The organism is Escherichia albertii NBRC 107761 = DSM 17582 (genome assembly GCF_000759775.1).
GTDB lineage: Bacteria > Pseudomonadota > Gammaproteobacteria > Enterobacterales > Enterobacteriaceae > Escherichia > Escherichia albertii.
Window position 1 is genome coordinate 100,045 of record NZ_BBMY01000002.1, and the last position, 12,702, is coordinate 112,746.

The window sequence follows — 12,702 nt, forward strand, 5'->3', positions numbered from 1 at the left end:
ATTCAAAAAAGGGAGAAATCTGAATAAGTTACCCCGCTCGCTGCCTGCGAATCGTCATATTACTGGTCTGCGCCAGTGACATTCCGCGCGTTTCCGGGGCAAACGCCACAGAAATCAGTAAACCAAACAGCGAAATCCCCGCGCCCATCAGCATCGTATTGCTGATGCCATAATTATTAATAAAGATCGGCAGCGCCCAGGTCGAAACAATGGTGCCAATACGGCTTAGGGACATAATAACGCCCACAGCAGAGGCGCGGATATCCGTCGGGAAGAGCTCATTAGGATAGAGCCATTGCAAATTACCCGGCCCACCAGAGAAAAAGGCATACACCGCGAACGCCATCACCACCAGCCAAATCCCCATATCCGGGATCAGTCCCAAAACAGCCAGCGCCAATGTCATCATGGCAAAGCTGCCAATCAACAATGGACGCCGTCCGGCAGTATTAAGCCATAACATCGGCGGAATACAGCCGAGCATAAAGAACAGGCTAATCACCACGTTCCCCAGCGCCGCATTTTTTCCGACCCCCAACCCCAGCAAACCAACGATTTGTGGGCCAAAGGTGTAAATGGCGAACATCGGGATCACCTGGCAGGTCCAGATGGCGGCAACAAACAGAACAAAAGGAAAATGGCGGCGATTAAACAGATCGCGAAAACGGGTTTGCTGCGGTTGCTCTTCGTCGAAAGCCACCGGTTCGCCAAACAGTTTGATCATCATCTCTTCACACTCTTTCACTCGCCCTTTGCGTAGTAACCAACGGGGAGATTCAGGCAGCTCGAATCGACCAATCAAAATCAACAAACAGGGGATCGCCGCGCTGCCCAGCATCCAGCGCCAGCCGCCTTCCATATCATAAAGCCAGTAGCCAACCAGATCGGCACAGGTCGCGCCGACATACCACATGGCGGCAATAAAGCTGATGGAAAACGCTCGCTGACGGGTGCTGGAGAACTCGGTAATCATCGAGGTGGCGATGGGATAATCCGCGCCGATGACAATGCCGATGAGGACCCGCATCACCAGCAGTTCGACGGGGGATGAGACAAACATCGTCGCCACCGATATTACGCCGATGGCGATAATATCGATCAGAAACATTTTGCGCCGTCCGACTTTATCGGAAATATAGCCAAACAGCGATGTGCCGACGAATAGCCCGGCGAGCGTTCCCGCGCCCAGCAAGCCAATCCAGTCAGCGTCCAGCTTCAGCGCCGGAGTCAGTTGCTCCAGCGCCACGCCAATCATTACCAGTACATAACCATCCAGAAACGGGCCACCGCTTCCCCACAGTAAAATGCGACGGTGAATTGAGGAGAATTTAAGATCGTCAAAGTTTCTGGACGGTTGCATGGGTTATTCCTGTTTTTTTTTGCAATGAGAGTCAGTACGGCGTTATTTCAGGCAACGGTTGCATGCCTCCTTCCTGGCTGGATAAGGTGCGTTAGCATCGCATCCGACAACAATCGCCGGATGCGGCATAAACGCCTTATCCGGCCTGACGTTACGCATCATAAAAACCAACATCAGCCGTAACGAAACTCCACACCAAAGGTGCCGCGCGGGTATTCCCACTGTTCCAGCGCCGACCCCAGCCCCAGAATGCGGCAGGTGCCGCACTCCAGACATCCGGCGTAATCAAAACACACGCTGCCATCATCCTGCTTTTTATACAGACCCGCCGGGCACGCTTTCACCAGCAGCTCCAGCGCCTGTTTATCGGCATCAGACTTCACAACGATGTGCGGATGCTCTTCATCGACATTGAATTTATTGACGCCCAGTTTGACGTCCACATTGACGGGAGAAGTCATAAAACAGTCACTCCTTTCATGCCATCCTTGATCAGATTGATGAAGCCTACTTTCTTCGCGTGGCGGAGGATTTTCTTACGCATCAGTTCCGGCGCGCTGCCGTCAATGGTGAACAGGTCACGCGCCACGCCTACCGCCAGTTCCGGGTAGCCGCTAAACATGCGCGGATTATCAAGAAACGCCGGTAGCTTCTGGTACATGCGCATATCGCGCAGTGGGCCGCTCTCCAGATGCTGACGATATTCCGCCAGTTTCTGCTTACTGAAATCGTCGTTTTTCATCGCTGAAAGCACGGTTTTCGCTGCCGCTTCCCCGGCGGCAATCGCCAGATCCATACCGCGAATGGTAAAACCGAGGTTCATACACATTCCGGCGGCGTCACCGGCAATCAGCACGCCGTCACCGACCAGCTCCGGCAGCATGTTGATACCCGCTTCCGGCACCACGTGAGCGGAATATTCCACCAGCTTTCCGCCTGCGATCAGCGGTGCGACTGCCGGATGCTGTTTGAAATCTTCCAGCATTTGCGGCACCGATTTTTTCGCGTCATGCAGATGATGCAGACCACAAACCAGCCCCAACGACAGGGTGTTTTCATTGGTATAAAGGAAGCCGCCGCCCATCAGGCCATCGGTGGGCGAACCCGCAAACAGACAGGCCGCGCCCTGATTACCCTGCAACTGAAAACGATCTTCGATAACCGACTTCGGTAACTCGATCAATTCCTTCACGCCAACCGCCACATCCGTCGGTTTAACGCGTTTCGCCATCCCGAGCTTTTCGGCAAGAATGGAGTTCACCCCGTCAGCCAGGATCACAGTTTTCGCTTCAATCACATCGCCATCGGCTTCTACGCCGACGACTTTGCCATCGCGCTGTACGAGGTTATCGACGCGAATACCGGTAATTAACAGCGCGCCCGCTTCTTCGGCCTGCTCCATCAGCCAGGCATCAAATTTACTGCGCAAAACGGAGTAAGAACGCTGGGATGGCGAGGTTTCGTCGCCATTGCAGTAGTCCATAGTCATCGCTGACCTTTCCGTCATAAAAGCGAGTTTTTCATGGGTGATCAGGCGTTCTACGGGGGCGGAATCGGCGAAATCAGGAATAATGTGTTCCAGACTGTGGGCATAGAGACGCCCGCCGGTGACATTCTTGGCACCTGCGGAATTGCCACGCTCGATAACTAACACTTGTGCCCCTTCGCGAGCGAGCACCAGTGCGGCAACCGAACCGGCAAGCCCTGCCCCGACGATGATGGCATCAAAGATATCTTCGGACATAAGAGCTCCCTGTCAGCGGCAGGGCCAAAATGCAGCCCTGCCTGAATAGATCAACGCGCTAACGCTGCGGTCAGCGCCGGAAGGATCTTCACGGCGTCGCCAACAATGCCGTAATCCGCGTACTGGAAAATCGGCGCATTTTTATCTTTATTGATGGCAAAAATAGTTTGCGATGCATTAGCGCCAACCATGTGCTGGATCTGCCCGGAGATCCCCACCGCCAGGTACAGATCGGGTTTCAGCATCAGGTTGGAGATACCGACATAGCGTTCGTGCTCCATCCATTTCTCGTTTTCCGCCACCGGACGAGAACAGGCCAGCTCCGCACCAATCGCCTGACAAAGTTGTTCTGCCAGCGCAATGTTCTCTTTACTGCCAATGCCGCGGCCGACACTGACCACCAGACGGGCTTTATCGAGATCGACGCTGTTGCTCTGGCGCGCCTGTGTTGCCGTGCGGGTAATCGCCACAGCCGGGGCCTGCCACTCCACGGTGTGCGTTTCGCCAGTGCGTGACGCGTCTGGCTGAACCGCATCGAACGTGCCGCTGCTGATGGTCAGTACCGCATATGGCGTGGCAATACGTTCTTCGCCAATCGCCAAGCCACCGTAAACCATGTGTTTCACCGTCGCTTTGCCGTCCTGCACACTGACGGTGCTGGCATCGTTAGACACCGCCGCTTTAAGGCGATAACCCAGTTTCGCCGCCAGTAATTTTCCGCGACGAGTGTTAGGCAGCAACACCAGACCGTCTGCACCGTGCTGGCGAATGGTGTCCACCATCACTCCAGCGTAATCTTCGATCATCCGATCGTCCGGCTTGCCACTTAATTTCCAGACATGATTAGCGCCGAGCTGGATTGCCAGTACACCGTCGGCATCATTGAGGACAAATGTGTTGATTTGACTCGCTAAAGCCTGCGCACAGTTCATCAGTTCCGGCAGACGAGAAGGGGTATCGCTGAATACCCAGACTTGAGAAAACGTGTTCATAGCATCCCCTGTAATTAAATGACTTTGCGAAGATTTTCAGCAAATGCGGCGATCTGTTCTTCGCCGTCGCCTTCAATCACGATGCGCTGACGTTCGCGCTGTTTCGGCGCAGCAACCTGTTGTTCAGACCAGGCCGCCTCCGCGTTAAAGCCGATATCCGCCGCCGACCACACCTGGACTGGCTTTTTCGCCGCGCCGAGAATGGCTTTCATCGAAGGAATTTGTGGGGAGTTGATATCCGTAGAAACAGCAACGACCGCAGGCAGTGGAATGCTTAACGTTTCTGTTTCATCTTCCAGTTCGCGTTCAACGGTCAGAGTATCTGCTGTCAGGGAGAGGATTTTGCTGACGCCGTTAACTGCCGGAATATTAAGGATTTCGCCGACCAGCAGGCCAACCTGTTGAGCATAAAGGTCGGAAGAACCATCGCCGCAGAGGATCAGATCAAAGCCTGCTTTCTGGGCGGCGGCAGCCAGTGCGCTCGCCGTTTGTTGCGGCAGTGCCTGCTCGAACTGGTCATCAATCACCACAATCAATTCATCCGGGCCGCGCGACAACACATCTTTGCGCCCTTTGGCGTTGGTCAGAGCTTTACCGCCCACACTTAAGGCCGTCACCTGCGCCTCTGGTGCCTGCTGTTTTAACTGGCAAGCCGCTTCAATAGCGTTCAGATCATATTGGCTTATTTTCGCATCGGCTTTGCTGAAGTCTAATGAACCATCAGCATTATTGACCGCAATATCCTGTTCATCAGGCACGCACTTATAGCAAGTAATAATCTTCATTGCATCTCCAGAAATCATGAAGGAAACGTCGTTCATATCGGTGGTGTTAATTACAGATATCACGTCCTTTAATTCGGGAATAAAACTTTAATCACCAATATTGAAAATGTCACACGCAGATAAATCCAACTTTCAATATTGTTAAGTACTTCACCAATATTGAAACCAGACCGTGGCAAAGAGAAATTTTCAATATTGTTTTATGGATCACCAATATTGAAAGTCAGGTGTTAGTCTTTTCATCAAAACAAACATCATCACATTGATTTACAAAGAATAAATCACTAAAAACACCAGACATTCACCCAATAATAAAATGTGATTCACATCACAGAACACAGCCAATTGAATACCCATTATGGGTTAGCAATTAACGCGTCCACGAGGTTAAAAACAATCAAGTTAAATGTTAACAAAAATAAACAAAAAGAAAACAAACTGGACCGAAAAATAAATATTTATTTTTACAGTGGAATTAACTCATGAAAGATGAAAAGAGAAAAACGGGAATAGAACCGAAAGTGTTCTTTCCGCCGTTAATAATCGTTGGCATACTTTGTTGGCTTACAGTCAGAGATCTGGATGCGGCGAATGTCGTTATTAATGCCGTATTCAGCTACGTCACCAATGTATGGGGATGGGCGTTTGAATGGTATATGGTGGTGATGCTTTTCGGCTGGTTCTGGCTGGTGTTTGGCCCGTATGCCAAAAAGCGTTTAGGTAACGAACCACCGGAATTTAGCACCGCCAGTTGGATCTTTATGATGTTCGCCTCCTGTACGTCGGCTGCCGTACTGTTCTGGGGATCAATTGAGATCTACTACTACATTTCTACCCCGCCGTTTGGCTTAGAACCGAACTCAACAGGCGCGAAAGAGTTGGGACTGGCTTACAGCTTGTTCCACTGGGGGCCGCTACCGTGGGCCACTTACAGCTTCCTTTCTGTCGCCTTCGCTTACTTCTTCTTTGTCCGCAAAATGGAAGTCATTCGCCCCAGTTCCACCCTGGTGCCGCTGGTAGGTGAAAAACACGCCAAAGGGTTGTTCGGCACTATCGTCGACAACTTCTATCTCGTCGCCTTGATCTTCGCAATGGGTACCAGTCTCGGCCTTGCCACACCACTGGTGACTGAGTGTATGCAGTGGTTGTTTGGCATTCCGCATACCCTGCAACTGGATGCCATCATCATTACCTGCTGGATCATCCTCAACGCCATTTGCGTCGCCTGCGGTCTGCAAAAAGGGGTGCGTATCGCCAGCGACGTACGTAGCTACCTGAGCTTCCTGATGCTGGGTTGGGTGTTCATCGTCAGCGGCGCCAGCTTCATCATGAACTACTTCACCGACTCGGTGGGGATGTTGCTGATGTATCTGCCGCGCATGTTGTTCTATACCGATCCCATCGCTAAAGGCGGCTTCCCGCAGGGCTGGACCGTGTTCTACTGGGCATGGTGGGTGATTTACGCTATCCAGATGAGTATCTTCCTCGCCCGCATCTCCCGTGGTCGCACCGTGCGTGAACTGTGCTTCGGCATGGTGCTGGGACTGACAGCGTCAACCTGGATCCTGTGGACTGTACTCGGTAGTAACACTCTGCTGTTGATAGATAAAAACATCATCAACATTCCAAATCTGATCGAACAGTACGGCGTGGCGCGCGCCATTATCGAAACTTGGGCCGCACTGCCGCTTAGCACCGCCACTATGTGGGGCTTCTTCATTCTCTGCTTTATTGCCACCGTTACGCTGGTTAACGCCTGCTCTTATACCCTGGCGATGTCCACCTGCCGCGAAGTGCGCGACGGCGAAGACCCCCCGCTGCTGGTGCGCATTGGTTGGTCAATTCTGGTTGGCATTATCGGCATTGTTCTGCTGGCGCTCGGCGGCCTGAAACCGATTCAAACCGCCATTATCGCCGGAGGATGCCCGCTGTTCTTCGTCAACATCATGGTGACGCTCTCCTTTATTAAAGACGCGAAACAGAACTGGAAAGATTAATTAACCCCCAAAATATCAAGAGGTTGAAAGATGGATTTTAATTTAAATGATGAGCAGGAACTGTTTGTCGCCGGTATCCGCGAACTGATGGCCAGCGAAAACTGGGAAGCTTATTTTGCCGAGTGTGACCGTGACAGCGTTTACCCGGAGCGTTTTGTCAAAGCCCTGGCGGATATGGGTATCGACAGCCTGCTGATCCCGGAAGAACACGGTGGTCTGGACGCGGGGTTTGTTACCCTCGCCGCCGTGTGGATGGAACTGGGTCGTCTGGGGGCGCCAACTTACGTGCTGTATCAGTTACCGGGCGGGTTTAACACCTTCCTGCGTGAAGGTACGCAAGAGCAGATCGACAAGATCATGGCTTTCCGCGGCACCGGTAAGCAGATGTGGAACTCAGCAATTACCGAACCGGGCGCTGGCTCCGACGTAGGTAGCCTGAAAACGACTTATACCCGTAGAAATGGTAAGATTTATCTTAATGGTAGTAAGTGTTTTATTACCAGCAGCGTCTACACCCCGTACATCGTGGTGATGGCGCGCGACGGCGCTTCTCCAGACAAACCTGTCTACACCGAATGGTTTGTTGATATGAGCAAACCGGGCATCAAAGTAACCAAACTTGAGAAGCTCGGCCTGCGTATGGATAGCTGCTGTGAAATCACCTTTGACGATGTGGAACTGGACGAGAAAGACATGTTCGGTCGGGAAGGTAACGGCTTTAACCGTGTGAAAGAAGAGTTCGATCACGAACGTTTCCTGGTGGCCCTCACCAACTACGGTACAGCGATGTGCGCCTTTGAAGATGCGGCGCGTTACGCCAACCAACGCGTACAGTTTGGTGAAACGATTGGCCGCTTCCAGTTAATCCAGGAAAAATTCGCCCATATGGCGATCAAATTAAACTCCATGAAAAACATGCTCTATGAAGCAGCGTGGAAAGCGGACAACGGCACCATCACCTCTGGTGATGCGGCGATGTGCAAATACTTCTGCGCCAATGCGGCATTTGAAGTGGTGGATAGCGCAATGCAGGTGCTGGGCGGCGTCGGGATTGCGGGCAACCACCGCATCAGCCGCTTCTGGCGTGACCTGCGTGTAGACCGCGTCTCCGGTGGATCTGACGAAATGCAGATCCTGACGCTGGGTCGTGCGGTGCTGAAGCAATACCGCTAATTCAGTGCGCTGCCTGATGCGACGCTAACGCGTCTTATCAGGCCTACGGTAGGCCGGATAAGGCATTTATGCCGCATCCAGCAATCATGCGCCGTTGCCTGATGCGCTTTGCTTATCAGGCCTACGGTAGGCCGGATAAGGCATTTATGCCGCATCCGGCAATCATGCGCCGTTGCCTGATGCGCTTCGCTTATCAGGCCTACGGAGGGCCGGATAAGGCGTTTACGCCGCATCCGGCAATCATGCGCTACACACATTTTTCAGGAGCTAATAATGGATCATCTACCGATGCCGAAATTCGGGCCGCTGGCCGGATTACGCGTTGTCTTCTCCGGTATCGAAATCGCCGGGCCGTTCGCCGGGTAAATGTTCGCGGAATGGGGGGCGGAAGTTATCTGGATCGAAAACGTTGCCTGGGCCGACACCATTCGCGTTCAACCGAACTACCCACAGCTTTCTCGCCGCAACCTGCACGCGCTGTCGTTAAATATCTTCAAAGATGAAGGCCGCGAAGCGTTTCTGAAATTAATGGAAACCACCGATATCTTCATCGAAGCCAGTAAAGGCCCAGCCTTTGCCCGCCGCGGCATTACCGATGAAGTGCTGTGGCAGCACAACCCGAAACTGGTTATCGCTCACTTGTCCGGTTTCGGTCAGTACGGCACCGAGGAGTACACCAATCTCCCTGCCTATAACACCATCGCCCAGGCCTTCAGTGGCTACCTGATTCAGAACGGCGACGTTGACCAGCCAATGCCTGCTTTCCCCTATACCGCCGACTACTTTTCTGGCCTGACCGCCACCACGGCGGCGCTGGCAGCACAGCATAAAGTGCGCGAAACCGGCAAAGGAGAAAGTATCGACATCGCCATGTATGAAGTGATGCTGCGTATGGGCCAGTACTTCATGATGGATTACTTCAACGGCGGTGAAATGTGCCCTCGCATGACCAAAGGGAAAGATCCCTACTACGCCGGTTGCGGTCTGTACAAATGCGCCGACGGTTACATCGTGATGGAACTGGTAGGCATTACCCAAATTGAAGAATGCTTTAAAGATATTGGTCTCGCGCACCTGCTCGGCACGCCAGAAATCCCGGAAGGCACCCAGCTTATCCACCGTATCGAATGTCCTTACGGTCCGCTGGTAGAAGAGAAACTCGATGCCTGGCTGGCAGCGCACACTATCGCTGAAGTGAAAGAACGCTTTGCGGAACTGAATATCGCCTGTGCCAAAGTGCTGACCGTACCGGAGCTGGAAAGCAATCCACAGTACATCGCTCGCGAGTCGATCACCCAGTGGCAAACGATGGACGGACGCACCTGCAAAGGGCCGAACGTGATGCCGAAATTCAAAAATAACCCAGGCCAAATCTGGCGCGGTATGCCATCACACGGCATGGACACCGCCGCCATTTTGAAAAATATCGGCTACAGCGAAAACGACATCCAGGAGTTGGTCAACAAAGGTCTGGCCAAAGTTGAGGATTAAACGCGCGGCGCGCGTCGATTTGCCCGACGCGCGCCCGACCAATCACAAACGAACAAAATGGATAGAGGTGCAATGGATATCATTGGCGGACAACATCTACGTCAAATGTGGGACGATCTGGCGGACGTTTACGGTCATAAAACGGCGCTAATTTGTGAATCCAGTAGTGGGAACGTCAACCGGTATAGTTATCTTGAGTTAAATCAGGAAATTAACCGCACGGCAAACCTGTTTTATACGCTGGGAATTCGCAAAGGCGACAAGGTTGCACTACATCTCGACAACTGCCCGGAATTTATCTTTTGCTGGTTCGGACTGGCCAAAATCGGCGCGATTATGGTGCCGATTAACGCTCGCCTGCTGCGCGAAGAGAGCGCGTGGATCCTGCAAAACAGCCAGGCGTGTCTGCTGGTAACCAGCGCACAATTTTATCCTATGTATCAGCAGATTCAGCAGGAAGACGAAACACAGCTACGGCATATCTGTCTGACAGATGTGGAGATTCCCGCTGATGACGGCATAAGTTCGTTTACTCAACTAAAAAATCAACAACCAGCCACCTTGTGCTATGCACCGCCGCTATCGACCGACGATACGGCGGAAATTCTCTTTACCTCCGGTACAACCTCTCGCCCGAAAGGGGTGGTAATTACCCATTACAATCTGCGCTTTGCCGGATATTACTCCGCCTGGCAGTGCGCACTGCGTGATGATGACATCTATCTGACGGTAATGCCTGCATTTCATATCGATTGCCAGTGTACTGCGGCAATGGCGGCATTTTCTGCCGGGGCCACCTTTGTGCTGGTCGAGAAATACAGCGTCCGCGCCTTCTGGGGACAGGTACAGAAGTACCGTGCCACCGTTACCGAATGTATTCCGATGATGATCCGTACCCTGATGGTACAACCACCTTCTGCGAATGACAGGCAACACTGTCTGCGGGAAGTGATGTTTTATCTCAACCTGTCAGAGCAGGAAAAAGACGCTTTTTGTGAACGCTTCGGCGTCCGCTTGCTGACGTCTTACGGGATGACGGAAACCATTGTGGGCATTATCGGCGATCGCCCCGGCGATAAACGTCGCTGGCCGTCGATTGGTCGGGCGGGATTTTGCTACGAAGCGGAGATCCGCGACGATCACAATCGCCCGCTCCCGGCAGGTGAAATCGGAGAAATCTGCATAAAAGGCGAACCAAGGAAAACCATCTTCAAAGAATATTTTCTCAATCCGCAGGCCACCGCCAGAGTCCTGGAAGCCGATGGCTGGTTGCATACCGGCGATACGGGATACCGCGACGAAGAGGGCTTTTTTTACTTCGTCGATCGCCGCTGCAATATGATTAAGCGCGGCGGAGAGAACGTCTCCTGTGTGGAGCTGGAAAATATTATCTCCACGCATCCGAAAATTCAGGACATTGTGGTTGTAGGTATTAAAGACGCTATTCGCGATGAAGCCATCAAAGCATTTGTCGTGCTGAATGAGGGTGAAACATTAAATGAAGAAGAATTCTTCTGTTTCTGCGAGCAAAATATGGCGAAATTTAAGGTGCCGTCTTATCTGGAGATCAGAACCGATCTGCCGCGTAATTGCTCGGGGAAAATAATCAGAAAGAATCTGAAATAAATGAAACGGCAGGGAACTACCCTGCCAACTAATAATCACGTTCTAAAAATAATATGCATTCTTTGCAGGGACGTTATCGTCCCTGAAAAAGCCAAAATGGAGAAAAGGAATGAGTGAATCATTACATCTGACCCGCAATGGATCAATTCTGGAAATTACCCTTGATCGTCCAAAAGCGAATGCCATTGATGCAAAAACCAGCTTTGAAATGGGCGAAGTATTTCTTAATTTCCGTGACGATCCGCAATTGCGCGTCGCCATCATTACCGGTGCCGGAGAGAAATTCTTTTCCGCAGGCTGGGATTTAAAAGCAGTAGCGGAAGGCGAAGCGCCGGATGCTGATTTCGGTCCGGGGGGTTTTGCGGGTTTAACCGAAATTTTTAATCTCGACAAACCGGTCATCGCCGCCGTGAACGGATATGCCTTTGGCGGCGGCTTTGAACTGGCGCTGGCCGCAGATTTTATTGTCTGCGCGGATAACGCCAGCTTCGCCCTGCCGGAAGCCAAACTGGGCATCGTTCCAGACAGCGGCGGCGTGCTGCGTCTTCCGAAGATCCTACCGCCTGCCATCGTTAATGAAATGATAATGACCGGCAGAAGAATGGGCGCAGAAGAGGCGCTGCGTTGGGGGGTAGTCAACCGCGTGGTTAGCCAGGCGGAGCTGATGGATAACGCCCGCGAACTGGCACAACAACTGGTTAACAGCGCCCCGCTGGCGATTGCGGCGCTGAAAGAGATCTACCGCGCCACCAGCGAAATGCCCGTGGAAGAAGCATATCGTTATATTCGCAGCGGCGTACTGAAACACTATCCATCGGTTCTGCATTCGGAAGATGCCATTGAAGGGCCGCTGGCGTTTGCCGAGAAGCGCGATCCGGTATGGAAAGGGCGTTAACAATAGATGAGCTACTACGCCTTTGAAGGATTAATTCCTGTGGTTCATCCTACGGCGTTTGTCCATCCCAGCGCGGTATTGATTGGTGATGTGATTGTGGGAGCCGGTGTTTACATCGGTCCCCTCGCCTCACTGCGCGGTGATTACGGGCGGTTGATCGTGCAAGCGGGGGCCAATATTCAGGATGGTTGCATCATGCACGGCTACTGCGATACCGACACCATTGTGGGGGAGAACGGCCATATCGGTCATGGTGCTATTCTGCATGGCTGTGTGATTGGTCGTGATGCATTGGTCGGGATGAACAGCGTAATTATGGATGGCGCAGTCATTGGCGAAGAAAGCATTGTTGCCGCCATGAGCTTTGTCAAAGCGGGTTTTAGTGGCGAGAAACGCCAGTTATTGATGGGCACGCCAGCCCGCGCGGTACGCAGTGTTCGTGATGACGAGTTGCACTGGAAACGGTTGAATACCAAAGAGTACCAGGATTTGGTTGGACGCTGCCATGCAGCGTTACGAGAAACACAGCCATTGACACAAATGGAGGAAAATCGTCCCCGTTTGCAGGGGACGACGGATGTTGCGCCAAAACGATAACACCGCCGGATACCCCGTAGGCCGGATAAGATGGGCCAGCAT

The 12,702-nt window shown here is 52.4% G+C and carries 10 protein-coding genes and 1 pseudogene; 6 read left to right on the plus strand and 5 right to left on the minus strand.

Translation table 11 applies throughout. From position 1 onward, the window contains the following. Nucleotides 1-28: 28 nt before the first annotated feature. The 5 genes from EA14781_RS01170 to EA14781_RS01190 all read right to left on the minus strand — a co-directional run bounded on the left by EA14781_RS01170 (nucleotide 29) and on the right by EA14781_RS01190 (nucleotide 4,881). A complete protein-coding gene (locus EA14781_RS01170; protein ID WP_001183189.1) occupies nucleotides 29-1,360 on the minus strand; it encodes an MFS transporter in 1,332 nt (443 codons plus the stop codon). Nucleotides 1,361-1,533: 173 nt separating this feature from the next. Beyond that, on the minus strand, nucleotides 1,534-1,821 hold the full coding sequence (gene fixX, locus EA14781_RS01175) for a ferredoxin-like protein FixX (RefSeq protein ID WP_000203749.1): 288 nt from the start codon (nucleotides 1,819-1,821) through the stop codon (nucleotides 1,534-1,536). After that, a complete protein-coding gene (locus tag EA14781_RS01180; protein WP_001287699.1) occupies nucleotides 1,818-3,104 on the minus strand; it encodes an FAD-dependent oxidoreductase in 1,287 nt (428 codons plus the stop codon). The genes fixX and EA14781_RS01180 overlap by 4 nt, the downstream gene beginning before the upstream one ends. A 50-nt stretch (nucleotides 3,105-3,154) precedes the next feature. Continuing rightward, nucleotides 3,155-4,096 carry an electron transfer flavoprotein subunit alpha/FixB family protein gene (locus EA14781_RS01185; RefSeq protein ID WP_001091474.1) on the minus strand — a complete coding sequence of 314 codons (942 nt, stop codon included), beginning with the start codon at nucleotides 4,094-4,096 and terminating at the stop codon, nucleotides 3,155-3,157. 14 nt (nucleotides 4,097-4,110) lie between these two features. Beyond that, on the minus strand, nucleotides 4,111-4,881 hold the full coding sequence (locus tag EA14781_RS01190) for an electron transfer flavoprotein FixA (protein WP_000692228.1): 771 nt from the start codon (nucleotides 4,879-4,881) through the stop codon (nucleotides 4,111-4,113). 482 nt (nucleotides 4,882-5,363) lie between these two features. On the opposite strand from EA14781_RS01190, the gene caiT reads away from it, so the two are divergent. From caiT to caiE, 6 genes and pseudogenes are all read left to right on the plus strand, one after another. After that, nucleotides 5,364-6,878 (plus strand): L-carnitine/gamma-butyrobetaine antiporter, encoded by a 1,515-nt coding sequence (gene caiT, locus EA14781_RS01195; protein ID WP_000650971.1) that lies wholly within the window; start codon nucleotides 5,364-5,366, stop codon nucleotides 6,876-6,878. A gap of 30 nt (nucleotides 6,879-6,908) precedes the next feature. Next, entirely contained in the window at nucleotides 6,909-8,051 is a 1,143-nt protein-coding gene (gene caiA / locus EA14781_RS01200) for a crotonobetainyl-CoA dehydrogenase (RefSeq protein WP_000347123.1), read from the plus strand. 273 nt (nucleotides 8,052-8,324) lie between these two features. Continuing rightward, nucleotides 8,325-9,542: pseudogene (gene caiB, locus EA14781_RS01205) on the plus strand (L-carnitine CoA-transferase). Nucleotides 9,543-9,614: 72 nt separating this feature from the next. After that, nucleotides 9,615-11,168 (plus strand): crotonobetaine/carnitine-CoA ligase, encoded by a 1,554-nt coding sequence (gene caiC, locus EA14781_RS01210; RefSeq protein WP_002430312.1) that lies wholly within the window; start codon nucleotides 9,615-9,617, stop codon nucleotides 11,166-11,168. Between the two features lie 109 nt (nucleotides 11,169-11,277). Further along, a complete protein-coding gene (gene caiD / locus EA14781_RS01215) occupies nucleotides 11,278-12,063 on the plus strand; it encodes a crotonobetainyl-CoA hydratase (RefSeq protein WP_000004406.1) in 786 nt (261 codons plus the stop codon). Between the two features lie 6 nt (nucleotides 12,064-12,069). Then, nucleotides 12,070-12,660, plus strand: coding sequence for a carnitine operon protein CaiE (caiE, locus tag EA14781_RS01220; RefSeq protein WP_000122883.1), 591 nt, complete (start codon nucleotides 12,070-12,072; stop codon nucleotides 12,658-12,660). The last annotated feature ends 42 nt before the right edge of the window (nucleotides 12,661-12,702 follow it).

Excerpts from the sequence above, each read along its gene's own strand:
- EA14781_RS01170 (WP_001183189.1), bottom strand. The coding sequence starts at position 1,360 with ATGCAACCGTCCAGAAACTTTGACGATCTTAAATTCTCCTCAATTCAC.
- fixX (WP_000203749.1), bottom strand. The coding sequence starts at position 1,821 with ATGACTTCTCCCGTCAATGTGGACGTCAAACTGGGCGTCAATAAATTC.
- EA14781_RS01180 (WP_001287699.1), bottom strand. The coding sequence starts at position 3,104 with ATGTCCGAAGATATCTTTGATGCCATCATCGTCGGGGCAGGGCTTGCC.
- EA14781_RS01185 (WP_001091474.1), bottom strand. The coding sequence starts at position 4,096 with ATGAACACGTTTTCTCAAGTCTGGGTATTCAGCGATACCCCTTCTCGT.
- EA14781_RS01190 (WP_000692228.1), bottom strand. The coding sequence starts at position 4,881 with ATGAAGATTATTACTTGCTATAAGTGCGTGCCTGATGAACAGGATATT.
- caiT (WP_000650971.1), top strand. The coding sequence starts at position 5,364 with ATGAAAGATGAAAAGAGAAAAACGGGAATAGAACCGAAAGTGTTCTTT.
- caiA (WP_000347123.1), top strand. The coding sequence starts at position 6,909 with ATGGATTTTAATTTAAATGATGAGCAGGAACTGTTTGTCGCCGGTATC.
- caiC (WP_002430312.1), top strand. The coding sequence starts at position 9,615 with ATGGATATCATTGGCGGACAACATCTACGTCAAATGTGGGACGATCTG.
- caiD (WP_000004406.1), top strand. The coding sequence starts at position 11,278 with ATGAGTGAATCATTACATCTGACCCGCAATGGATCAATTCTGGAAATT.
- caiE (WP_000122883.1), top strand. The coding sequence starts at position 12,070 with ATGAGCTACTACGCCTTTGAAGGATTAATTCCTGTGGTTCATCCTACG.